This window comes from Paraburkholderia sp. RAU6.4a (genome assembly GCF_050435625.1).
Classification (GTDB): domain Bacteria; phylum Pseudomonadota; class Gammaproteobacteria; order Burkholderiales; family Burkholderiaceae; genus Paraburkholderia; species Paraburkholderia tuberum.
Map to the genome: position 1 here is coordinate 2,108,981 of NZ_JBNDKQ010000003.1, position 21,501 is coordinate 2,130,481.

Below are 21,501 nucleotides of genomic sequence, written 5' to 3' on the forward strand. Positions count from 1 at the left end.
AACACATTTTTCCACTTAAGCGCAACCACGAAAGACCGCTGAGACCTTCAAAGACTCGTCATAAAAAATTCCGCTATAGTCGCCCTTTTCCGATTGCCAGCCTGGCATCGAAGAACGCCAATAAGCCCGCCACCAGGAGTCCCGAAGAATGAATGCACGCGATCCCGCTTTCGTTTCCCAGTCCCGCAGCGCGCGCCTGCGCCAGATGCTCGTCAGCAGCGAACTCGAATTCATGATGGAGGCGCATAACGGCCTGTCCGCGCGCATCGTTCGCGAAGCTGGGTTCAAGGCGATCTGGGGCTCGGGCCTCGCGATCTCCGCGCAGTTCGGCGTGCGCGACAACAACGAGGCGAGCTGGACGCAGGTGGTCGATACGCTCGAATTCATGGCCGACGCGAGCGATCTGCCGATCCTGCTCGACGGCGACACCGGCTACGGCAACTTCAACAACGTGCGCCGCCTCGTGCGCAAGCTCGAACAGCGCGGCATCGCCGGTGTGTGCATCGAGGACAAGCAGTTTCCGAAGACCAACAGCTTCATCAACGGCGAGGCGCAGCCGCTTGCCGATATCGACGAATTCTGCGGCAAGATCAAGGCGGGCAAGGACTCGCAGAACGACGAGCATTTCTCGATCGTCGCGCGCGTCGAGGCGCTGATCGCGGGCTGGGGCATGGACGAAGCGCTGCGCCGCGCGCAAGCGTACGCCCAGGCTGGTGCCGATGCGATCCTGATTCACAGCAAGCTGTCGCGCCCCGACGAGATTCTCGAATTCGCGCGCGAATGGGCCGGGCGCGCGCCGCTCGTGATCGTGCCGACCAAGTACTACAGCACGCCGACCGAGGTGTTCCGCGAAGCGGGCATCAGCACCGTGATCTGGGCGAACCATCTGATCCGCGCGTCGACCTCGGCGATGCAAGCCGTCGCGAAGGAAATCCATTCGAGCGAGACGCTCGTCAACGTCGAGGACAGCATCGCGGCCGTCAACGAAATCTTCCGTTTGCAGGACGCCGACGAATATTCGGAAGCCGAAGACCGCTATCTGTCGAGCGGCCGCGCGGCCGGCTCGGCCGTCGTGCTCGCCGCGAGCCGCGGCAAAGGCCTTGAAGCGGTGACCGGGGACCGTCCGAAGGTGATGCTGCCGATCGCCGGCAAACCGCTGCTGCGCTGGCTCGTCGACGCGTTCAAGAAGCAGGGCGTCAACGACATCACCGTGGTCGGCGGCTATCGCGCCGACGCGATCGATACCGCGGGCATCCGCCTCGTGGTCAACGAGCAGCACGCGCAGACCGGCGAGCTTGCCTCGCTCGCATGCGCACTCGACCACCTGACCGGCGACACGGTCATTTCGTACGGCGACCTGCTGTTTCGCAGCTACATCCTGCGCGATCTGGTGGAAAGCGAGGCCGCGTTCAGCGTGGTCGTCGATTCGTCGCTGACCGATGCGGAGAACGCGAGCGTGCGCGATTTCGCGTGGTGTTCGGCCGCCGACGACCGCGGTCTGTTCGGCAACAAGATCGTGCTGCGGCACGTCGCGAGCGGGCGGGAGCAGTCGTCGGCGGCGGGCGTCGCCCCAGTGCCGCATGGCCGCTGGGTGGGTCTGCTGAACGTGCGCGGCGCGGGTCGCGAGCGCCTGCGGGCGGTCATGCGCGAGTTGCGGACGCGCGACGATTTCGCGTCGCTCGACATGCCCGCGCTGCTGAACGCGTTGATCGAAGCGGGCGAGTCGATCGAGGTGCAATACGTGCACGGCCACTGGCGCGGCGTCAACGATCTCGACGATTTCCGCCGCGCGGGCGACTTCGCACGCGCGCAGGCGCCGTTCGCAACCGCCGTCGGCGGCGGGGCGACGACGAACGATGCACACGGAGGCGCGCAATGATCGAAGCAGCACAGTTCGTCGAGGCGGCGCGCGAGCGCGGTTTCGACTGGTACGCGGGCGTGCCGTGCTCGTATCTGACGCCGTTCATCAACTACGTGCTGCAGGACGAATCGCTGCACTACGTGTCGGCGGCCAACGAGGGCGACGCGGTCGCGCTGATCGCCGGCGTTACGCTCGGCGCGAAAAACGGCCGGCGCGGCATCACGATGATGCAGAACTCCGGGCTCGGCAACGCGGTCAGCCCGCTGACGTCGCTGACGTGGACCTTCCGCCTGCCGCAACTGCTGATCGTCACGTGGCGCGGCCAGCCCGGCGTTGCCGACGAGCCGCAGCACGCGCTGATGGGCCCGATCACGCCGGCGATGCTCGACACGATGGAAATTCCGTGGGAGACGTTCCCGACCGAGGCCGACGCGATCGGTCCGGCGCTCGATCGCGCGATCGCGCACATGGACGCAACCGGCCGTCCGTACGCGCTCGTGATGCAGAAGGGCAGCGTTGCGTCGTATGAACTGAGGGACGGCGGCGCGCCCAGGCGGCGCACGCCGGTCGAGCCTCGCGCGCGGTTTCGCGACAGCGCCGCGAACGAACTCGCGACGCGCCACGACGCGCTGCAAAAGGTGATCGCGCATACGCCGCTCGACTCCACGGTGGTGCTCGCGTCGACCGGCTTTTGCGGCCGCGAACTCTATGCGATCGACGATCGCGCGAACCAGCTATACATGGTCGGCTCGATGGGCTGCGTGACGCCGTTCGCGCTCGGCCTCGCGCTCGCGCGCCCCGATCTGCGCGTGGTCGCGCTCGACGGCGACGGCGCCGCGCTGATGCGCATGGGCGTGTTCGCGACGCTCGGCGCGTACGGCCCGTCGAATCTCACGCACGTGCTGCTCGATAACGGCGCGCACGACTCGACCGGCGGCCAGGCGACGGTATCGTCGCAGGTGTCGTTCGCGGGCGTGGCGGCCGCGTGCGGTTACGCGTCGGCGGTGGAGAGCGACGATCGTGCGATCATCGACGAGCTGTTCGCGGCGCCGCCGCTCGACGGGCCGCGCTTCGCGCGCCTGACGATCCGCCGCGGCACGCCCGACAGCCTGCCGCGCCCGACCATTACGCCGCCCGATGTGAAGACGCGCCTGATGCGCCACATCGGCGCGATCTGAACCCAACGCCAACAGGAGCGCCCATGCTGCTGCTCAACCCCGGCCCGGTGACGCTCACCGAACGTGTCCGCAACAGCCTGTTGCAGACGGATCTGTGCCATCGCGAGAGCGAGTTTTTCGATCTCCAGGAAGAGGCGCGCACGCGTCTCGTCGACGTGTACGGGCTCGACCCGAACGAATGGCAGGCAGTACTGATGACCGGCTCCGGCACGGCCGCCGTCGAAAGCATGACGGCCGCGCTGGTGCCGCACAACGGCAAACTGCTGGTCGTCGAAAACGGTGTGTACGGCGAGCGTATCGCGCAGATCGCCGCGCAATACGGCATCGCGCACGAAGCGCTGAAGCACGACTGGATGGACGCGCCCGATCTGGCGAAGATCGCCGAACGGCTCGACGCCGACAAGTCGTTCACGCACGTCGCGGTGATTCATCATGAAACGACCACGGGCCGTCTGAACGACATCGCGGCGCTCGGCGCCTTGTGTCGCGAGCGCGGCCTGCGTCTGCTGGTGGACGGTGTCAGCAGCTTCGGCGCCGAAACGATCGATTTCGCGGACGCGAGCCTCGACGCGCTCGCGGCGACCGCCAACAAGTGCCTGCATGGCGTGCCGGGCGCGTCGTTCGTGCTGGTGCGGCGCGCGGCGCTCGCGCGCGCGGCGAGTCGCACTTACTACCTCGATCTCGCGCGGCTCGCGCGTTTGCAGGATCAGCGCAACACGCCGTTTACACCGTCGGTGCACGCGTATTACGCGCTGGTCGAGGCGCTGCGTGAGCTCGCCGACGAAGGCGGCTGGCGCGCGCGTCACGCGCGCTATGCGGCGCTTGCCGAGCAGGTGCGCGCGGGGCTGGCGGCGCGCGGCATCGACAGTGTGTTGCCGGCCGGGCAGTCGTCGATGGTGTTGCGCGCGTACCGCTTGCCCAACGGTATCGCGTATCCGCAACTGCACGACGCGCTGAAGGCGCGCGGCTTCGTGATCTATGCGGGGCAGGGCGGGCTGTCGGCGGAGCTGTTCCGCATCTCGACGATGGGCAACATTCACGCGGCCGATATCGACCGCCTGCTGCAGGGCTTCAGCGACTTGATGCGCTGACGCTGCGCCGAGCGGCGCGCCGCGACCGCGCCGCTCGCGGCTCCCTTACACCGGATCCTTGTCCGGCGGCCCGTCAGGCCGCTGCGGCTCCTCGGCATGATGCCCCGGCGACGGCGGCACGAGCGGGTCGGCTTCCGGGTCGCGGTTCGGATCGGCGTTCGGGTCGGGAATCGGGCTGGTGTGCATGTCGTAGCTCATTGCGTCACCCTTGCGGTTGAAATGCGCGGGTCCGGCCGAAGCGGCTTGATACCGCCGATGTGTGCCGCCGCGTCGGCTATCTGTCTTCAAGCGTAGGCGCTCGCCGCGCTTCCTGCTCGCTCCTTTTTGCTATTTCTTCGCGCGTTTGCGGCCGGCGCTGAGCTGCCAGTAGCGCTCGGTCGCGAACACGTCGTCGTAGTTGCCGGCGCCGAACGCCCGCAACTGGCTCGCGTACGCGTTGACCGCTTCGCGTTTCAGATGCGCGCGGCGCTGCACGTCGATCGTGTGGCCCGCGCTCGGCGTTGCCGGCGTCGCGACGATGCCGCGCTGCGCGAGATCGGCGAGCCGCGCCTGCACCGCGCCCGGCGTGAGCCGGTGAATCGCTTCCTCGTAACCGAACCAGTCCAGATGCGTGAGCCGCGGCAGGATCTCGCAGCACGCTTCGAATACCCGGGCGTGATCGTCGTGATGCAGGCCAAGCGGCATCAGCAGCGTGTTCGCGGTCGTGCGGTAAATCGTTTCCTCCAGCGCCGCGGCCATCTGGCTGATCGACGGCGAGTCAGCGTACTGGCTGTCGCGAAACGGCATGCGCAGCGGGATCGCGTCGAGCACTTCGAGCGCGCGGTTGTCTTCGATCGTGCGTTCGCGGACCGCTTCATGGGCGTTCGCGAAGCCCGCTTTTTCGTCCCACTCCGTGTGCATGTCGTGTTCGGGCGGCGCGGCGAACACGGTGCAGACAGCGGCGTCGGGATGGGCGGCGAGCAAGGCGCCGCAACTGAAGACGGCGTCGTCGAAATGGGGCGAGACGATGAAAAGGCGTGGAGTGGTTTCGCTCATGGGCTTGCGTGTGGCGATTCGAGGCGGGACGGATGAGGCATCGAGGCTGCCGGTCGTCAAGGCGCCGCGTGCGAAAAAAATGGCGTCACCTCAGCTTAGGCGCAATTGGCGCGGCTTGCGCGCGAAACTTGCGGGCAAGATTCTCGATTTCGACCGGCTGCGGTCAGCCAGTCTGGGCGAGGCTGATGTTGGCGGCTAGAGCGTGCGCAAATCGTCCGGCGTGTCCACGTCGCGCAGAATGCCGGGATCGTCGACGTCGATGCGCGTCAGCGCGTGTGACCTGAGCAGCGCTTTCGCGCCAGTGTCGCCATCCAGCGCGAGTAGCGCGTCGCGATGCTCGCTGCCGAAGCCGACCGGATGGCCGCGCTGGCCGTCGTAGAACGGCGCGACGAGCGGCGCGCCGTTGTCGAGCGCGCGGGCTACCGCTTCGATCGTCGGAACCGCAATGCGCGGCATATCGGCAAGCGCGACGATCCAGCCCTCGGCGTCGTCGCTCGCTTCGATACCGGCGGCGAGGCTCGCGCCCATGCCGCGCTCGGCGCTCGCCGCAAACACGACATCACAGCCGGCATCGTTCAGCGCGCGGGCGAGCGCGTCGGAGCCCGGCCGCACGACAGCGAGCACCCGCGTCACGACCCGCAGCAGCCGATGCGCGGCTTCATGCGCAACCGGCTTGCCGTCGGGCATACGTGCGAGCAGTTTGTTGTGCAGCCCGTGCGGATCGAAGCGCGAGCCGAGACCGGCGGCGAGCAACACACCAGTGGCGAGCGAAGCGTAGGCCATCGGCGGATACCGGTAGACAGGAATGTCCCCGATTGTGCGATGCAACGGTGCGCGAAGCAAGCGGCAAGGCACGCCCGATGCAAGCCGCCCGCCGCTTTCGCTTTCACTCCAATTCCGACACTGCCGCCGGTTCAGGTCCGCACCGCCTTGTCCAGCGTGATCGGCAGATCGCGCACCCGCACGCCGGTCGCGTTGTACACCGCGTTCGCGATCGCGGCCACCACGGCCGTGATGCCGATCTCGCCGATACCGCGCACCCCGAGCGAGTTGATATAAGGATCGGGCCGGTCGATGAAGGTGATGTCGAGCGTGCCGATATCGGCATTCACCGGCACGTGATACTCGGCGAGGTTCGCGTTCGTGAAGCGTCCGAAGCGCGCATCGAGCGTGCTTTCCTCCTGCAGCGTCGCGCCGATGCCCCATACGATGCCGCCCATCATCTGGCTGCGCGCGGTCTTCTGGTTCAGCACGCGGCCGACGTCGTACACCGCGACCACGCGCGGCACGCGGATCGTGCCGAGCTCGGCATCGACGTGGACCTCGACGAACACCGCGCCGAACGAGTGAAACGAGTACTTCTGCTTCTCGTCGCCGGGCTTCACGGTCGCGCTCGCCTCGATCGGCTTGCCGCCCGCGCGCGCGATGATCGCCGCGGCCGGATCGCGCCTGCCCGGTTGCGAGCGGCTCACGACCCAGCCGCTCGCGACGGTGACGTCATCGAGCGGCAGGCCATGCACGGGCGACGCCGCATCGGCAAGCGCCAGCGCGATCAACTGGCTGCGCGCCTGGCTCGCCGCGTCGCGCACCGCGGGCGACACGCTGGCCGCCGACTGCGAGCCGCCCGAGACCGGCGCGCGCGGCAGCGACGAATCGCCGAGCGCGAAGTGGATCTGCTCGGGCGTGAAGCCGAGCGCATCGGCGGCGACCTGGGTCATCACCGTGTAGGTGCCGGTGCCGATGTCCTGCGTGCCCGATGCGACCACCGCGGTGCCGTCCGGCAGAATCTGCGCAAGCGCCGACGCCTCGCTGCGGTTGGCCGGATAGGTCGCGGTCGCCATGCCCATGCCGATCAGCGTGTTGCCGTCGCGCCTCGAACGTGGCGCGTGCGGGCGGCGCGACCAGCCGAACTTCTCGGCGCCGATCTGATAGCACTCGCGCAGCGACTTGCCCGACCACGGCTTGTGCTCCTGCGGATCGCTGTCTGCGTAGTTCTTCAGGCGCAGCGCGAGCGGGTCCATCTTCAGCGCGACGGCGAGTTCATCCATCGCCGATTCGAGCGCGAACGAGCCGGTGGTTTCTCCGGGTGCGCGCATGAAGGTCGGCGTGCCGACATTGAGTTGCACGAGCCGGTGCGTCGTTATCTGGTTGGGCACCGCGTACAGCATGCGCGTGACCATGCAGCAGGTCTCGGTCCAGTCTTCGATCATCGACGTGTTCGAAATGCTGTCGTGACGCATCGCGCTCAGCGTGCCGTCATGCCGCGCGGCGATCACGAAGTGCTGCTCGGTGCGCGGCCGCGCGCCGACCGGGCCGAACATCTGCGGGCGTTCGAGCGCGAGCCGCACGGGCCGCCCGGTTTGCCGCGCGGCCATCGCGCACAGCGACACGTGCGACCACGACGAGCCCTTGCAGCCGAAGCCGCCGCCGATCAGCGGCGAGATCACGCGCACGTCGGACACAGGGATCGCGAACGTCTTCGCGAGCACCTGCGCGGCGCCGCTCACGCCCTGCGTCGAGTCGTAGACCGTCAACTGCGGGCCGTCCCATTGCGCCATCGTTGCGTGGGGCTCCATCGGGTTGTGGTGCTCGATCGGCGTCGTATAGGTCGCTTCGATATGCACGTCGCCGCTTTGCATGCCGTCTTCGAAGCTGCCGCGCTGCGTGTCGGTCTGGCGGCCCTGCGGCTTGTCCGGCGCATGCGCGTGCGCCTTCGCCTGCTCGAAGTCGAGCGCCGCGGCGCTCGGCTGATAGGCGATGCGCAGCTGGCGAGCGGCATCGGCCGCATGTTCGAGCGTATCGGCGACGACCACCGCGACCGGCTCGTTGCTGTAGTGCACTTCGTTATCCTGCAGAAGCGACAGATGTCGGCCGGCCGGCGGCGCGAGCGCGGGCCGGCCGCCATTCGGCAGGCGCGGCGCGTTCTGGTAGGTCATCACGAGCAGCACGCCGGGCACGGCCTCGGCGCGGCTCGCATCGATCGACGCGATCGTGCCGGCCGCGATCGTGCTCGTCACGAGCACCGCATGCGCGAGGCGCGCCCCGGGGAATTCGGCTGCATAACGCGCGTCGCCGGTCACCTTCAGCAGTCCGTCGACGCGATCGAGGGGTTGTCCGATCAGATTCATGCGATACCTCCCGCGTTGCCCGCTGCCTGATTGACCGCACGCACGATCGCGCGCTGCGCGAGCTGCACCTTGAAGGCGTTGTCGTGGCGCGGCTGCGCGCCGCTCAATGCGGCCGCGGCGGCGTTCTTCAGCGTGGCCTGGCTGAGCGGCTGGCCGCTCAGCATCTGCTCGGCCACGTTCGCGCGCCATGGTTTGTGCGCGACGCCGCCGAGCGCGATGCGCGCGCTCTGAACACGCTCGCCATCCATCTGCAACGCCGCCGCGACCGATACGAGCGCGAACGCGTAGCTGGCGCGGTCACGCACCTTCAGATAGTGCGAATGCGCGCTGAACAGCGGCGGCGGCAGATCGACCGCGGTGATCAGCTCGCCGGGCTGCAAGGTGGTATCGACATCGGGCCGGTCGCCCGGCAGCCGATGGAAATCGGCGAACGCGATCGTGCGCTCGCCGCTGGGGCCGCTCACGCGCACCAGCGCATCGAGCGCGGCCAGCGCGACGCTCATATCCGACGGGTTGACCGCAATGCATTGCGGGCTCGCGCCGAGGATCGCATGCGCACGGTTATGGCCGTCGAGCGCCGCGCAGCCGCTGCCGGGCAGGCGCTTGTTGCACTGCGTGAACGCGGTGTCGTAGAAGTAGCCGCAGCGGGTGCGTTGCAGCAGATTGCCGCCGACCGTCGCCATGTTGCGCAACTGCGCCGACGCGCCCGCGAGCAGCGCTTGCGACAGGAGCGGGTACTGCTCGCGCACCAGCGCGTGATTGGCCGCGTCGCTGTTGCGCACCAGCGCGCCGATGCGGATGCCGCCGCCGGGCAGCGTCGTCACCGAGTCGAGGCCGCCGATGTGCGTGATATCGATGAGCCGCACCGGCCGCGCGACGCCGCCCTTCATCAGATCGAGCAGATTCGTGCCGCCGCCGATGAATACCGCGCCCGGCTGTTGCGCGGCGCGCACCGCGCTGGCGACGTCGCCGGCGCGTTCGTAGGAGATCGCATCCATGTCGGTCTCCGTCAGGCGTTGTCGTGCGCGGCGCGGACCGCGGCGACGATGTTCACGTACGCCCCGCAGCGGCAGAGGTTGCCGCTCATGCGTTCGCGGATTTCGTCGTCGGTGAGCGCGGCGGGACGCGCGCGCACGTCGGCGGTCACGGTGCTCGCCGTGCCGTTGCGGAATTCGCTGAGCAGGGCGGTCGCCGAGCACAACTGCCCGGGCGTACAGTAGCCGCACTGGAACGCATCGTGTTCGATGAACGCGGCCTGCACCGGACTCAACGCGCCGTTGCTCGCGAGTCCTTCGACGGTCGTGATGTTCTCGCCTTCGTGCATGACCGCGAGCGTCAGGCACGAGGTGATGCGGCGGCCGTCGACGAGCACCGTGCAGGCGCCGCATTGACCGCGGTCGCAGCCTTTCTTCGTGCCCATCAGTCCCGCGTATTCGCGCAACGCGTCGAGCAGCGTCACGCGCGGTTCGAGTTGCAGCGTGTACGCGCGGCCGTTGACGGTCAACGTGACGGGGCGCGGCGGCACCACGGGGATGCCTGGCGGCGCGGGTGAGGCGGGCGTCGGCGCTTGCGTTTGCGCGCGCAGATGCGGCGCCGCACCGATCGTCGCGGCGGCCGCCGCAGATTGCAGGAAGCGGCGTCGTGACGGTTGGGAAGGCGTGGTGGTGGGCTCGGCGGTGGACTCTGATGCGGGGGCGTCCCCGCAATGCTGACATTCTGTAGGCGTAGTCATGACGATCTGTTGACTCCACTGAAAGGTCAATGCAGGCTGACGACGCGTCGATGTCCAACGCATCGCGTTGAAACAAAACTATTGCGCAGCAATTTGAATGCCGTTGCAGCTAACACGGTATTAAAAACTCGCTGCAAGCGCAAAGCCGATCTGCGCAATAAAGGCAGGCCAATATGCGCAATGACCGCGATGGAGCTCCGGCTGGAGCCGCGCAAACACGGGCAAAAGTTGCACGTTGCAACGGGGAAAATGCGAAATCGACCTCCGGGCTCAACGCGCCCGGCAGGCTGCGAGGATGCCTCGCAGCAAATCGATCGGCGGCGGACATCCGGGGATCGTCAAACTCACGGGTAGCTTCGCCGCGGATGTCGACAGGTTTGAACTGGATGGAAAATGTCCGCTTTGCGGGTGATAAATTTGGAACGGGCCAACCGGGCGCGGAGCAATAGGCGAGGGAGGGATGATCATGGCGAAGCTGCGCATTGCGACGTTCAACATCAACGGTATCCGCTCGCGGCAGGCGGCGCTATTGCAATGGCTCGAGCGCGAGGCGCCTGACGTCGTGTGCCTGCAGGAACTGAAGGCAGTGGATAGCGCATTTCCAGTCGACGCATTGCGCGACGCCGGTTATGGCGCCGTGTGGCAAGGCCAGAGCGCATGGAACGGTGTGGCGATTCTGGCCAAAGGCGATGCACCGCTCGAACGTCGGCGCGGTCTGCCCGGTTTCGAAGACGACACGCATAGCCGTTACATCGAGGCCGCGGTCGGCGGCGTGCTGATCGTGTGTCTGTACCTGCCGAACGGCAATCCGCAGCCCGGCCCCAAGTTCGACTACAAGCTCGCGTGGTTCGATCATCTGATCGCGCATGCGGCGCAGCTCTACCAGAGCGGCCACCCGGTCGTGATCGCTGGGGACTTCAACGTCGTGCCGACCGACGAAGACATTTACAACCCGCGCTCGTGGCTAAAGGACGCGCTGCTGCAGCCGGAGAGCCGCGAGCGTTATCGCAGGCTGCTCGCGCAAGGCTGGACCGATGCGCTGCGCACGCATTTCGGCGACGAACGCGTGTACACGTTCTGGGATTATTTCCGCCGTCATTGGGATACGAATTCGGGGCTGCGCATCGATCATCTGCTGCTGAGCGCCGACCTCGCGCCGCGCCTGCGCGATGCGGGCGTCGACCGTTGGGTGCGCGGCGAACCGCATGCCAGCGACCACGCGCCGACGTGGATCGAACTGGAAATGGGCGCCGGCCGCAAGAAGAAGAGCGGCTAGTGAAGCGGCGGGCGATCCGCTTGCGGCGGATCGCCCGCTTTGGCGCGACTGCTGCGCCCTGTTGATCGGCGCCTATGATCCGGCGCCGTGCCTGCTTCAGTCGTAGTCGCGACCGCCGCGCGACCACAGCGCGCCCATCACGAACCCGGCGAGAGCAACCACGGCCAACGTCGTGAACGGGTTTTCGGCCGTCGTATCGCGCACGAGGCTCGTCGTATTCGCGCATAACTGCTGCGCCTTGCCGCTCAATTCGCGCGCCTTGCCCGCCACCTGCGCGCTGGTGTCGCCGACGGCATCGCCGACCGCGCTTTGCACCTTGCCCGCGACTTCCTTTACCGCGCCTGCCGCTGAATTCGTATCCATATGCATCGCTCCTGTTGTCATATTTACGTGCGGGCCCGCTGCAATTGCAACGCGCTCGCACAAGGGCGCCGCGCAAGCCGTGCCAGTGCGGCGTGAGCCTGCGTCAGTGACGAAAGGGGTGCAAGAAGTGCGCCCGGCGACGGGACGCCATGCATCCGGCCAAACGGGACGTGCTGGAACATCATCGTCGGCGCCCGAAATTGATGCCGACGAACACGGCCAGCAGCATCAGAAAACCGCCGAACAGCAGCGCGGCATTGACGAGCACCTGGCGCAGCCCGAGCGTTTCGACGTCGATGAACGGATACGGATAAAAATCCGACAGGCTGCCGCGCCAGAACGTGATGCCGAGATAGGCGAGCGGATAGACGAGCCACAGCGGAGCGTGGCGCAACCGCAGATGAAAACGCGGCACGAACAGCACCCAGTAGAGCGCGGCGAGCATCGGCAGCACGCTGTGCAGCGACTCGTTGAGCAGGCGCCGGTAGGGCGACAGCGGCCACAGTCCGCGCAACAGCAGATTGTACGCGAGGCCGACGAACACGATGTACGCGACCACCGCGGTCACGACCGTGGGCTGCCGGAAAAAGCGCACGAGCGGCGAGCGGTGCTTCCACAGCACGATGCAGGTGAAGCAGAGCGCACTGGCGAGCACCGTCAGATTGGTCAGGTAGCTGCTCATGCGCGCGAGCGCGTCGAACACGGTGAGCCCGCGCGCGAGCGATCGATCGATCGTGAGGTCGGCTTGCGCGAGGATCGCCATCCACGCGATCAGCGCAATGACCGCCGCCAACGTCAGCGACGACACACTGGGCGTATGCAGCGGCAGCTCGGGCTCGCGCTGCGGAGCGAGGGTAGGGCGCATGCGCTCGATTCTACGCGCGGTGCGCGCGCGGCTGCATGGGCTTTCGCGCCCACGCGCGCCGGCGTTGGCAAAATACTACGGCGTACTACGCGAGCTACTGGCTGGCTGTAAAGCGGGTTGCAACGCGGGTTGCAAGCTCGCCGCCACGGCTGCAAGCGCCGCGCTCACAGGCGGCGATTCATTGTGTGTTTCGACCCGTTATGATCGCGGCTGCAGCCCTCGATGTTAACGACGCCGCGCGCGGCAAGCAGTCTCTGTCAGCGCCGGTTCAAGACTCGCAAAACGGAGAGAAAGCATGAAAGCCAGCACCATTGCCGAACGGGAAGCGCGCGGCCGCGCCGCGCGCGAGCATTCGAAACGCTCGAGTCACCGGGCGGTCGGCGAGTTGCACCGCGATTCGATCGAGTTGCTGAAACAGAGCAGCGCGGAGCGCGTCGAGAATCTGGTGCCGCTGCGCTATGGGCGCATGGCTGCCTCGCCGTTCTCGTTCTTTCGAGGCAGCGCGATTCTGCAGGCGCACGATCTGAGCAAGGTGCACGACACCGGCCTCACCATGCCGATCTGCGGCGACGGCCATCTGATGAATTTCGGCGGCTTCGCCACGCCCGAGCGGCAACTGGTCTTCGACCTGAGCGACTTCGATGAAGTCTCGATCGGCCCGTTCGAATGGGACCTGAAACGCCTGTGCGCGAGCCTCGTCATGGCCGCGCGCCAGATGCGCCTAAGCCGCGGCACCGCCGAGAGTCTGGTGATGAGCGCGGTCGGCTCGTATCGCGATCGCGTCGCGCAATACGCGCAGTTCGGTGCGCTCGAGCTGTGGTACGACCGCATCACGTTCGACCGCATGGCCGAGATCGCACTGACGCCCGAGCGCCGGCGCGCGGTGCGGCGCGGCATGGAGAAGGCCGCGAGCCGCACGCATGAAAGCCTGCTCGAAAAAATGGCCTCGTTCGACGGCAATCGGTGGACCATCCACGATGCGCCGCCCGCGCTGTTTCACGTGCACGGTGCGAACACGTTGTTGACGGCCGAGGAAACCGAAACCTACCGGACCGGCAACGTCGACAAGATGGTCGAGCAAGTGTGGGACGAGTACCGCAAGACGATGTCGCACGATCGGCGCGAACTGCTGGATCAGTTCACGAGGCACGACGTCGTGTTCAAGGCGGTCGGCGTCGGCAGCGTCGGCACGCGTTGTCTGGTCGTGCTGCTCGTCGATCACATGGGCAAGCCGTTGTTCCTGCAATTGAAGGAGGCGCGGCCGTCGGTCATCGCGCAGTTCTACAAGTCGCCGGCGGTCACGCATCAGGGCGAGCGCGTCGTGCAAGGACAGCGGCTGCTGCAGGCCGCGAGCGACGTCTTCCTCGGCTGGGGGACCGGGCCGCTCGGGCGGCATTTCTATTTCCGCCAGCTGCGCGACATGAAGCTGTCCGCGAATATCGAGCTGTTCGACAGCGATCTGCTCGACGGCTATGCGCGGCTATGTGGCTGGATCATGGCGCGCGCGCATGCGAAGGCGAGCGGCCAGGCGATCGAGATCAGCGCGTACATCGGCCGCGGCGATCAGTTCGGCGAAGCGCTGAGCGGCTACGCGAGCGCCTACGCGGATCAGGTCGAGCGCGACTACGACGTGTTCATCAAAGCGTGCCGCGACGGCAAGCTCGAAGCGCGCACCGACGAGGACATGGCGGCGGATTTCCGTGTGTAGCGCTGCGTGCGCGTGGTGTCACTTCACGCGCACCGTCACGCATCGGCGCGCGCTTCGTGCAGCGTGACGAAACGCAGATGGCGCTCGCGTGCCGCTTCGATCACGCTCGGCAGCACCGCGAGAATCAGCGGCTGGCCTTCGATCGTCAGCGCGGCGTTGCCATCGTGCAGCAACAGGATGTCGCGCGCGGCGAGACCATCGAGCAGCCGCCGCGCAACCACGTGAGGGTCACGCTCGCGCGTATCGTAGCCGCGCCGTGTCCAGGCCGCGAGACGCAGATCGAGCTTGCGCAGCACCGGCTCCAGGAAGAGGTTGCGCAGGCCGGCGGGCGCGCGGAAAAACATCGGCCGCGCGCCGCTGACGGTTTCGAGCGTGCGTTGCGCGGCGGCGATCTCGCGCGTCAACGCGCGCGGAAACGTGACCGAAAACGTATGCACGTGCACCTGCGAGTGATTTTCGAGCCCATGCCCACGCGCGACGATCTCGCGCGCGAGTTGCGGATAACGCTCCACCTTCGCGCCGATGCAGAAGAACGTCGCGCGCACGTCGAACGCGTCGAGCAGATCGAGCACTTGCGGCGTGACGACGGGATCGGGACCGTCGTCGATGGTCAGCGCGATTGCATCCGCGTTGCGCGGGTTCGCGGGCAGGCGGGTCCAGTTGGGCCCGAGCAGGGTGGTGCGCGGCAATAGTCCGGCGATCGTGAACAGCGCGTGGTTCGCGACGATCGCGGCGAGCCACCATGGCCATGCGGCCGGTGCGACAGCCACGCCGATCAGCACGATCACGTGCCAGCCGATCGTGCCGTTCAGCAGTGCGGAGTTGCGGCTACGCGGCCAACGGCGCGGCGGGTTCGGGCATTCATTCATCGAACGTGCTTCCAGTACGCCTTCCTCCGTCCCGGGAAGGCCGTGAATCTTGCGCGATGCGCAGCCGCGAACGATACCACTGTTGCGCTCGTCGACGTGCCGTTCGGCGGCCACGTATCCGGTGAAAGCGCGCTGAAAGACGTCGCGCGGTTTGCGATCGCCGATTCGCTGTTGTATGGTGCGGGGCGAAAAGAGTCGCGCGTGTCGATGGCGATTGGACCGATTGCCGCAACAAGCTCGCGTCGCTACCCAACACAACAGGAGATGCGTGATGTCGGAAACAGGAAACGGAAAAGTGGCGCTGGTGACGGGCGCGGGCAGCGGCATCGGCCGCGCGTGCGCACTGACGCTCGCGCAGCACGGCTATAGCGTGGTGCTCGCCGGCCGCCGCCAGGCCGCGCTCGATGCGGTCGCGCAGGAAGCGCGGGCGCTGCGCGGCGACGCGCTCGCGGTTGCCTGCGACGTGACCGACGCCGACAGCGTCGCCGCGCTTTTCGACACGATCCGCGCGCGCTTCGGCCGGCTTGACCTGCTGTTCAACAACGCGGGACGCAACGGCTCGCCCGTCGATCTCGACGAAGTGAGCATCGACGAATGGCGTTCCATCGTCGATACCAATCTGAACGGCGTGTTCCTGTGCACGCGCGCGGCGTTCGGCCTGATGAAGACGCAGAACCCGCGCGGTGGCCGCATCATCAACAACGGCTCGATCTCCGCGCATGCGCCGCGTCCGAACAGCGCCGCGTACACGGCGACCAAACACGCGATTACCGGACTCACGAAGGCGGTGTCGCTCGACGGCCGCAAATACGACATCGTGTGCGGTCAGATCGACATCGGCAACGCGGGGACCGAGATGGCCGCGCGAATGGCGCGCGGCGTGCCGCAAGCGAACGGCGAGATCGCGGTCGAGCCGCTGATGGACGTGCAGCACGTCGCCGACGCGGTGCTGCACATGGCGAGCCTGCCGCTGTCGGCGAACGTGCAGTTCATGACGATCATGGCGAGCAAGATGCCGTTCGTCGGGCGCGGCTGAGCGGCGCGCAGCACCGGCTCACAACGCCGGGGCGCGGAGCGGGGCGCGCGCGTTCAACTTATACTGGGCGCTCCGCCGTCTTTCCACGCAAAGCAAGCCGCCGTGCCCCGCGCCACACCCAGCGACGACCCGCCGCCGCAGCCGCCCGTGCGGCCCGATCTCGACGACTGCTGTCATAGCGGCTGCACGCAGTGTGTATTCGATCTCTACGATGAAGCGCTGGAGCGCTACGAGCTCGCGCTGGCTGCGTGGCACAAGCGGCAGGCGCAGAAAGCGCGGCCAGCGCGGCGACCGGACACGCAGGGCGCGAAGTCGAAACCGCAAGCCGACGCGCGTCGCTCGACACCCACGCGCGGCAAACCGAGCCCTCGCCGCTGATTCGCGCACGATCGTCCACCGTCCCCGTTATGACCGACCTTCAGCTCACGCCGACCGAATCTCTCACCGATCCGCACACGCTCGACGATCTGCATCGCTTCGTGCAGCGTCATCCGCGCCTGTTCGTGCTGACCGGCGCGGGCATCAGCACTGACTCCGGCATCCCCGGCTACCGGGACGACAACGGCGCATGGAAGCGCTCGCCGCCGATCACGCTGCAGGAGTTCCTTGGCACGCCGGCGATGCGTCAGCGCTACTGGGCGCGCAGCATGGTCGGCTGGCCGCTCGTCGCGCGCGCGCAGCCGAATGCCGCGCATGTCGCGCTCGCGCGGCTCGAAGCGGCCGGTCACGTGCCGACGCTGGTCACGCAGAACGTCGACGGCTTGCATCAGCGCGCGGGCAGCCGCGACGTGATCGAGCTGCATGGCGGCATCGACGGCGTCAGTTGTCTCGACTGCGGCATGCAGCACTCGCGCGCGGCGATCCAGCAGACGCTCGAAGCCGACAACCCCGCTCTGCTCGACGTCACGGCCGAAGCCGCCGCCGATGGCGACGCGCACCTCGAGTGGCACGATCTCGGCGGTTTTCGCGTGCCGGCATGCACGAACTGCGGCGGGTTGCTGAAGCCGTCGGTGGTGTTCTTCGGCGAGAACGTGCCGAAGGCGCGCGTCGAAGCGGCGTCGCATGCGCTCGATGCGGCCGACGCCGTGCTCGTGGCCGGCTCGTCGCTGATGGTGTATTCCGGCTACCGCTTCTGCGTGTGGGCGCAGCGCCAGGACAAGCCGATCGCGGCGATCAACCTCGGCCGCACGCGCGCCGATCCGCTGCTGTCGCTGAAGGTGGCCGCGCCGTGCGGCGATACCTTGAGCGCGCTCGCCGGTCTGCTGGCTGGCGATTGAGAATGAATGGATCCCGTGGATCACCGTCAAGACCTGAGGAACACCAGAGCCGACCATGACCGACTCCCGGCAACATTCGCCATCCGCCGAACGCAATCGCGAACCGATCCTCGCCGTGCTGCGCGAGGCGCTGCCGGCGAGCGGCCGCGTGCTCGAAATCGCGAGCGGCACCGGTGAGCACGCGATCTGCTTCGCCGGCGCGCTGCCCGGTCTCGACTGGCAGCCGAGCGATGCCGATGCGCAGGCGCGCGAGTCGATTGCCGCGTGGACCGCGCAGGCGGGGCTCGCGAACCTGCGCGCGCCGCTCGCGCTCGACGTGCATCAGCCGGACTGGGGCGTCGATGCGCTCGACGCCGTCGTCTGCATCAACATGATCCACATCTCGCCGTGGAACGCGGCGCAGGCACTTTTCGACGGCGCCGGGCGGCGCCTCGTCGACGGCGGCGTGCTCTATCTATACGGCCCTTACCGGCGCGGCGGCGCGCACACGGCGCCGAGCAACGAAGCGTTCGATCAATGGTTGAAGAGCCGCGATCCCGAATGGGGCGTGCGCGATATGGAAGCGGTCGTCGCGCTCGGCGACACGGCGGGGCTCACCTGCGAACGGGTGGTCGCGATGCCCGCGAACAACTTCAGCCTGGTGTTCACGAAGCGGGCAGGGTAGCGGGTGCACCGACGGGCCTCGCATTCGTCCACGCCTTGCGCCAAACCTCGGTCCGATCCCAAACCGAACCCGCCGCGCAAACGCCGACGCGCGCACAATACCTGTCGTCACGCGCAAACATGAGCACGACAGGAGCACGAGCAACTGGCGTGCTTGCCCGCTCCCAAGCGGCAAGCGCGCATTTCTTTTATCCTTTCACCCTCGACGCCGCGCCCGCCGTTCTCATGGCGCGGCGCCACGACATTTTTTTGGACTCTGGAGAATTCAAATGGGCAAACAGGCAATCGGCGTGGTGGGGCTGGCGGTCATGGGCCGCAATCTGGCGCTCAACATCGAGAGCCGCGGCCACGCGGTGTCGGTCTACAACCGTAGCCGCGCGAAAACCGACGAACTCATCGCCGAATTTCCGGACCGCAAACTGGTGCCGGCTTTCACGCTGGAAGAGTTCGTCGACTCGCTCGAAAAGCCGCGCCGCATTCTGATGATGGTCAAGGCCGGCGAGCCGACCGACGCGACCATTGCCTCGCTCAAGCCGCTGCTCGAAAAAGGCGACATCCTGATCGACGGCGGCAACACGCCTTTCACCGACACGATCCGCCGCAACCAGGAACTCGCGAAGGCGGGTCTGCATTTCATCGGCACCGGCGTGTCGGGCGGCGAGGAGGGCGCGCTGAAAGGCCCGTCGATCATGCCGGGCGGCCCGCGCGACGCGTACGACCTCGTTGCGCCGATCCTCACCGAGATCGCCGCGAAGGCGCCGGACGGCGAGCCCTGCGTCGCGTACATGGGACCGGACGGCGCGGGCCACTTCGTGAAGATGGTGCACAACGGCATCGAGTACGGCGACATGCAGCTGATCGCCGAAAGCTACGCGGTGTTGAAGCAGGTCGTCGGATTGTCGAACGAGGAACTCGGCAAGGTCTATACCGAGTGGAACCAGGGCGAGCTCGACAGCTATCTGATCGAAATCACGTCGAAGATCTTCGGCAAGAAGGACGACGAAACCGGCAAGGACCTCGTCGACGTGATTCTCGACCGTGCCGCGCAGAAGGGCACCGGCAAGTGGACCAGCCAGAACGCGCTCGACCTCGGCGCGCCGTTGCCGCTGATCACCGAGGCGGTGTTCGCGCGCGTGCTGTCGTCGCTGAAGACGCAGCGCGTGGCCGCGAGCAAGCTGCTGGAAGGTCCGCAGGCGAGGCCGCTCGAAGGCGCGAAGGACGCGTTCATCGAATCGGTGCGCCGCGCGTTGTACTTCAGCAAGGTGATCTCGTACGCGCAGGGCTTCGCGCAGTTGCGCGCCGCGTCGGAAGAGTACAACTGGGATCTCGACTACGGAACGATCGCGAAGATTTTCCGCGCGGGCTGCATCATCCGCGCGCGCTTCCTGCAGAAGATCACCGACGCCTATTCGAAGGACAAGGCGCTCGCGAACCTGCTGCTCGACCCGTACTTCCGCGACATCGCGAAGAACTACCAGGCGGCGCTGCGCGAAGTCGTGGTGGCCGCGGTCAACGCGGGTGTGCCGGTGCCGGCATTCGCGTCGGCGATCGCGTATTTCGACGCCTACCGCTCGGAGCGTCTGCCCGCGAACCTCGTGCAAGCGCAGCGCGACTTCTTCGGCGCGCATACGTTCGAACGCATCGACAAGCCGGGCAGCTTCCACGCGCAGTGGAGCTGAGCGGTTGAAAAAACGGCCCGGCGCGCCATGGTGACAGGGCGCGCCGGGCCGTTGCTCCGTTTGGATCAACAAGGAAACGCCGCATTATTACCAAATGTCTCGCGGGTTAAACGCGGACTTTAAAGAATGCCAAATGATTATTGCGACGGCAGCAATAGAGTTTCACTGGTTTAAGGGTTTACCCTAGATCGAGACACCTCTAAACTTGTTTTCAATCGCTGAGGGATAAGCAGAAACCCGAAGCGCACCACACAACAAGTCCTTTGGAGGTTAATCATGAAGACCCTGATTTCCGCTGTTGCTATCGCCGCCGCCCTCGTTGTTCCGGTCGCGTCGTTCGCTCAAGCGAGTCAGCCGGTGACCCGTGCTCAGGTTCGCGCTGAACTGATTCAACTCGAAAAGGCCGGCTACAAGCCGAGCGCCAGCGACGTGAACTACCCGGCCGACATCCAGGCAGCGCAAGCACGCGTCGATGCGCAACGCGGCACGGCCATCGCGGCCAACCCCGCAGACACCAGTGGCTACGGCGCTCCGGCCGCCGGCACGTCGCAAGCTGGCCACGCTGTCATCCCGGCGAAGGCCAACCGTGACTCGGTGTACTTCGGCAACTAATCGCAGTAGCAGTCCGCAGATGTAGTGGGTAGTTGTAGTGCGCTGTAGACGCCGCTTCGTGGAACAGCGCGAACGCGGCGGGCAAGAAAAAACGCCATCCAGTTCGATCGGATGGCGTTTTGTCGTTTACGGCGCCGTGCTGCGACGTTCCCGTCAATGCAGCGTTCGCTGCCGCCGGCCGATGTCATCGAACAGCGCGCGGCTCGGCTCCAGCGCGAGCAGCCACGATTCGTCGTAGTCGCTCAGGTTGTCGAGCGCCTCGCGCAGCCGTTCGAGCGCCACCGCCGGCAGCTCGACGCTCGCCTCGACCCCGCTCGACAGTCCCGCGATGCTCGCCAGTTGCACGAGCGCATCGGCGGCCTCGGCAACTTCGGCGGCGAAGATCAGATGCGTGTTCAGCAGTTCGACGAGGCCGGCAGACGCCGCCACATCGTCGACGTTGAGTTGCACGGCCAGAAAGGTGGCTTTGTTCATCCTCGATTCCTCCCAGAATCCCAACATTGTCGTGAGCTGCTCCGCGCGGCTTGACTGAGTATAGGCGATGGTCGATCGCCTGCAATGATCGGACGGAACGACCGTGGCGGCTTGCTCGCCCAGACGCGCGGGCCACGCGACCTATAATAGGGCCAGCCGCGCGAGCGCCGACGCCGTGGGCGCACGGCGCCGCCCGCCGGGCTTGCGCGCTTGCCAATTGCTCATCGACCATGAAGATCATCCGCAGCAGAAGCTTCACCGCGTCGCGTGCCTGGGGCGCGCTCGACATCGCGAACATGAACGGCGTCACCACGCGTCTGCATTGGACCGACCAGCCGTACAAGTGGCACGTGAACGACGGCGAGGAGGTATTCGCCGTGCTCGACGGCCGCGTCGAAATGCGCTATCGCGAAGACGGCGTCGAACGCAGGACAGTGCTCGAAACCGGCGACGTGTTCCATGCGTCGGTTGGCACCGAGCATGTCGCGCATCCGCTGGGCGCGGCACGCGTGCTCGTCGTCGAAAAGCAGGGCAGCGTCTGAAGAACACGGCAGTTTGACGGCGCGTGTGTGGCGGTCGCGCACGATATCCAGGCGGCAGCGGACAACCGCGACCGTGTGCAAGCGTGACGGCACGGCAATTGCTGCGGCGTCG

General features: G+C 66.8%; 22 protein-coding genes and 1 pseudogene. 12 read left to right on the forward strand and 11 right to left on the reverse strand.

What is annotated here, in order from left to right; genetic code table 11:
- The first annotated feature begins 148 nt into the window (after positions 1-148).
- Genes aepX through OKW40_RS34330 form a run of 3 tightly spaced genes read left to right on the forward strand, consistent with a single transcriptional unit; the run spans position 149 to position 4,130 of the window.
- Positions 149-1,879 carry a phosphoenolpyruvate mutase gene (aepX, locus tag OKW40_RS34320; protein WP_429493528.1) on the forward strand — a complete coding sequence of 577 codons (1,731 nt, stop codon included), beginning with the start codon at positions 149-151 and terminating at the stop codon, positions 1,877-1,879.
- On the forward strand, positions 1,876-3,039 hold the full coding sequence (gene aepY, locus OKW40_RS34325) for a phosphonopyruvate decarboxylase (RefSeq protein WP_429493529.1): 1,164 nt from the start codon (positions 1,876-1,878) through the stop codon (positions 3,037-3,039). The genes aepX and aepY overlap by 4 nt, the downstream gene beginning before the upstream one ends.
- A gap of 23 nt (positions 3,040-3,062) precedes the next feature.
- The gene (locus OKW40_RS34330) at positions 3,063-4,130 is read left to right on the forward strand and encodes a 2-aminoethylphosphonate aminotransferase (protein WP_429493530.1); all 1,068 of its coding nucleotides are present in this window, start codon (positions 3,063-3,065) and stop codon (positions 4,128-4,130) included.
- A gap of 45 nt (positions 4,131-4,175) precedes the next feature.
- Here OKW40_RS34330 and OKW40_RS34335 read toward each other — a convergent pair whose 3' ends face one another.
- The 7 genes and pseudogenes from OKW40_RS34335 to OKW40_RS34365 all read right to left on the reverse strand — a co-directional run.
- The gene (locus OKW40_RS34335; protein WP_166618176.1) at positions 4,176-4,328 is read right to left on the reverse strand and encodes a hypothetical protein; all 153 of its coding nucleotides are present in this window, start codon (positions 4,326-4,328) and stop codon (positions 4,176-4,178) included.
- 129 nt (positions 4,329-4,457) lie between these two features.
- Positions 4,458-5,165: a PIG-L deacetylase family protein gene (locus tag OKW40_RS34340; protein WP_090809333.1), complete on the reverse strand. Its 708-nt coding sequence runs from the start codon at positions 5,163-5,165 to the stop codon at positions 4,458-4,460.
- A 195-nt stretch (positions 5,166-5,360) separates the two neighbouring features.
- Entirely contained in the window at positions 5,361-5,948 is a 588-nt protein-coding gene (locus tag OKW40_RS34345; RefSeq protein ID WP_184037185.1) for a nucleotidyltransferase family protein, read from the reverse strand.
- 131 nt (positions 5,949-6,079) lie between these two features.
- The gene (locus tag OKW40_RS34350) at positions 6,080-8,293 is read right to left on the reverse strand and encodes a xanthine dehydrogenase family protein molybdopterin-binding subunit (protein WP_429493531.1); all 2,214 of its coding nucleotides are present in this window, start codon (positions 8,291-8,293) and stop codon (positions 6,080-6,082) included.
- Positions 8,290-9,291: an FAD binding domain-containing protein gene (locus tag OKW40_RS34355; protein WP_187613611.1), complete on the reverse strand. Its 1,002-nt coding sequence runs from the start codon at positions 9,289-9,291 to the stop codon at positions 8,290-8,292. The genes OKW40_RS34350 and OKW40_RS34355 overlap by 4 nt, the downstream gene beginning before the upstream one ends.
- An 11-nt stretch (positions 9,292-9,302) precedes the next feature.
- A complete protein-coding gene (locus OKW40_RS34360; RefSeq protein ID WP_429493532.1) occupies positions 9,303-10,025 on the reverse strand; it encodes a (2Fe-2S)-binding protein in 723 nt (240 codons plus the stop codon).
- A gap of 270 nt (positions 10,026-10,295) precedes the next feature.
- Positions 10,296-10,379, reverse strand: a pseudogene (locus OKW40_RS34365) (formate hydrogenlyase); the annotation flags it as partial.
- A 112-nt stretch (positions 10,380-10,491) separates the two neighbouring features.
- Here OKW40_RS34365 and xth point away from each other — a divergent pair.
- Positions 10,492-11,301, forward strand: a complete 810-nt coding sequence (gene xth / locus OKW40_RS34370) for an exodeoxyribonuclease III (protein ID WP_090810451.1) — start codon at positions 10,492-10,494, stop codon at positions 11,299-11,301.
- A 96-nt stretch (positions 11,302-11,397) separates the two neighbouring features.
- Here xth and OKW40_RS34375 read toward each other — a convergent pair whose 3' ends face one another.
- Both OKW40_RS34375 and OKW40_RS34380 read right to left on the reverse strand, forming a co-directional pair.
- Positions 11,398-11,664 carry a CsbD family protein gene (locus OKW40_RS34375; RefSeq protein ID WP_013091250.1) on the reverse strand — a complete coding sequence of 89 codons (267 nt, stop codon included), beginning with the start codon at positions 11,662-11,664 and terminating at the stop codon, positions 11,398-11,400.
- A 181-nt stretch (positions 11,665-11,845) separates the two neighbouring features.
- Positions 11,846-12,529 carry a Pr6Pr family membrane protein gene (locus OKW40_RS34380; protein ID WP_184072517.1) on the reverse strand — a complete coding sequence of 228 codons (684 nt, stop codon included), beginning with the start codon at positions 12,527-12,529 and terminating at the stop codon, positions 11,846-11,848.
- A gap of 295 nt (positions 12,530-12,824) precedes the next feature.
- Between OKW40_RS34380 and OKW40_RS34385 the strand changes: the two genes are divergently transcribed.
- Complete coding sequence (locus OKW40_RS34385) at positions 12,825-14,237, forward strand: DUF2252 domain-containing protein (protein WP_429493533.1); 1,413 nt, start codon at positions 12,825-12,827, stop codon at positions 14,235-14,237.
- 35 nt (positions 14,238-14,272) lie between these two features.
- On the opposite strand, the gene OKW40_RS34390 is transcribed toward OKW40_RS34385, so the two are convergent.
- Complete coding sequence (locus tag OKW40_RS34390) at positions 14,273-15,106, reverse strand: polysaccharide deacetylase family protein (RefSeq protein WP_429493534.1); 834 nt, start codon at positions 15,104-15,106, stop codon at positions 14,273-14,275.
- 271 nt (positions 15,107-15,377) lie between these two features.
- Here OKW40_RS34390 and OKW40_RS34395 point away from each other — a divergent pair, with 271 nt between their 5' ends.
- The 6 genes from OKW40_RS34395 to OKW40_RS34420 all read left to right on the forward strand — a co-directional run bounded on the left by OKW40_RS34395 (position 15,378) and on the right by OKW40_RS34420 (position 20,373).
- Positions 15,378-16,142 carry an SDR family oxidoreductase gene (locus OKW40_RS34395; protein WP_187619826.1) on the forward strand — a complete coding sequence of 255 codons (765 nt, stop codon included), beginning with the start codon at positions 15,378-15,380 and terminating at the stop codon, positions 16,140-16,142.
- 102 nt (positions 16,143-16,244) lie between these two features.
- Positions 16,245-16,520, forward strand: a complete 276-nt coding sequence (locus OKW40_RS34400; RefSeq protein WP_090809369.1) for an oxidoreductase-like domain-containing protein — start codon at positions 16,245-16,247, stop codon at positions 16,518-16,520.
- A 29-nt stretch (positions 16,521-16,549) separates the two neighbouring features.
- Positions 16,550-17,419 carry an NAD-dependent protein deacetylase gene (locus OKW40_RS34405; protein ID WP_429493535.1) on the forward strand — a complete coding sequence of 290 codons (870 nt, stop codon included), beginning with the start codon at positions 16,550-16,552 and terminating at the stop codon, positions 17,417-17,419.
- A gap of 55 nt (positions 17,420-17,474) precedes the next feature.
- Positions 17,475-18,083 (forward strand): DUF938 domain-containing protein, encoded by a 609-nt coding sequence (locus OKW40_RS34410; RefSeq protein ID WP_429493536.1) that lies wholly within the window; start codon positions 17,475-17,477, stop codon positions 18,081-18,083.
- Positions 18,084-18,351: 268 nt separating this feature from the next.
- Complete coding sequence (gene gndA / locus OKW40_RS34415) at positions 18,352-19,761, forward strand: NADP-dependent phosphogluconate dehydrogenase (protein WP_429403522.1); 1,410 nt, start codon at positions 18,352-18,354, stop codon at positions 19,759-19,761.
- A 276-nt stretch (positions 19,762-20,037) separates the two neighbouring features.
- Entirely contained in the window at positions 20,038-20,373 is a 336-nt protein-coding gene (locus tag OKW40_RS34420; RefSeq protein WP_429403521.1) for a DUF4148 domain-containing protein, read from the forward strand.
- A gap of 153 nt (positions 20,374-20,526) precedes the next feature.
- Here OKW40_RS34420 and OKW40_RS34425 read toward each other — a convergent pair whose 3' ends face one another.
- On the reverse strand, positions 20,527-20,847 hold the full coding sequence (locus tag OKW40_RS34425) for a hypothetical protein (RefSeq protein ID WP_184060543.1): 321 nt from the start codon (positions 20,845-20,847) through the stop codon (positions 20,527-20,529).
- Positions 20,848-21,077: 230 nt separating this feature from the next.
- Here OKW40_RS34425 and OKW40_RS34430 point away from each other — a divergent pair, with 230 nt between their 5' ends.
- Positions 21,078-21,389 (forward strand): cupin domain-containing protein, encoded by a 312-nt coding sequence (locus OKW40_RS34430; protein WP_429493537.1) that lies wholly within the window; start codon positions 21,078-21,080, stop codon positions 21,387-21,389.
- Positions 21,390-21,501 lie beyond the last annotated feature (112 nt).

Coding starts and splice junctions, on each gene's coding strand:
- OKW40_RS34355 (WP_187613611.1), bottom strand. CDS start 9,291: ATGGATGCGATCTCCTACGAACGCGCCGGCGACGTCGCCAGCGCGGTG.
- OKW40_RS34395 (WP_187619826.1), top strand. CDS start 15,378: ATGTCGGAAACAGGAAACGGAAAAGTGGCGCTGGTGACGGGCGCGGGC.
- OKW40_RS34350 (WP_429493531.1), bottom strand. CDS start 8,293: ATGAATCTGATCGGACAACCCCTCGATCGCGTCGACGGACTGCTGAAG.
- OKW40_RS34330 (WP_429493530.1), top strand. CDS start 3,063: ATGCTGCTGCTCAACCCCGGCCCGGTGACGCTCACCGAACGTGTCCGC.
- OKW40_RS34375 (WP_013091250.1), bottom strand. CDS start 11,664: ATGGATACGAATTCAGCGGCAGGCGCGGTAAAGGAAGTCGCGGGCAAG.
- aepY (WP_429493529.1), top strand. CDS start 1,876: ATGATCGAAGCAGCACAGTTCGTCGAGGCGGCGCGCGAGCGCGGTTTC.
- OKW40_RS34380 (WP_184072517.1), bottom strand. CDS start 12,529: ATGCGCCCTACCCTCGCTCCGCAGCGCGAGCCCGAGCTGCCGCTGCAT.
- OKW40_RS34410 (WP_429493536.1), top strand. CDS start 17,475: ATGACCGACTCCCGGCAACATTCGCCATCCGCCGAACGCAATCGCGAA.
- gndA (WP_429403522.1), top strand. CDS start 18,352: ATGGGCAAACAGGCAATCGGCGTGGTGGGGCTGGCGGTCATGGGCCGC.
- OKW40_RS34360 (WP_429493532.1), bottom strand. CDS start 10,025: ATGACTACGCCTACAGAATGTCAGCATTGCGGGGACGCCCCCGCATCA.
- OKW40_RS34425 (WP_184060543.1), bottom strand. CDS start 20,847: ATGAACAAAGCCACCTTTCTGGCCGTGCAACTCAACGTCGACGATGTG.
- OKW40_RS34335 (WP_166618176.1), bottom strand. CDS start 4,328: ATGAGCTACGACATGCACACCAGCCCGATTCCCGACCCGAACGCCGAT.
- xth (WP_090810451.1), top strand. CDS start 10,492: ATGGCGAAGCTGCGCATTGCGACGTTCAACATCAACGGTATCCGCTCG.
- OKW40_RS34390 (WP_429493534.1), bottom strand. CDS start 15,106: ATGAATGAATGCCCGAACCCGCCGCGCCGTTGGCCGCGTAGCCGCAAC.
- OKW40_RS34430 (WP_429493537.1), top strand. CDS start 21,078: ATGAAGATCATCCGCAGCAGAAGCTTCACCGCGTCGCGTGCCTGGGGC.
- OKW40_RS34345 (WP_184037185.1), bottom strand. CDS start 5,948: ATGGCCTACGCTTCGCTCGCCACTGGTGTGTTGCTCGCCGCCGGTCTC.
- aepX (WP_429493528.1), top strand. CDS start 149: ATGAATGCACGCGATCCCGCTTTCGTTTCCCAGTCCCGCAGCGCGCGC.
- OKW40_RS34405 (WP_429493535.1), top strand. CDS start 16,550: ATGACCGACCTTCAGCTCACGCCGACCGAATCTCTCACCGATCCGCAC.
- OKW40_RS34385 (WP_429493533.1), top strand. CDS start 12,825: ATGAAAGCCAGCACCATTGCCGAACGGGAAGCGCGCGGCCGCGCCGCG.
- OKW40_RS34340 (WP_090809333.1), bottom strand. CDS start 5,165: ATGAGCGAAACCACTCCACGCCTTTTCATCGTCTCGCCCCATTTCGAC.
- OKW40_RS34420 (WP_429403521.1), top strand. CDS start 20,038: ATGAAGACCCTGATTTCCGCTGTTGCTATCGCCGCCGCCCTCGTTGTT.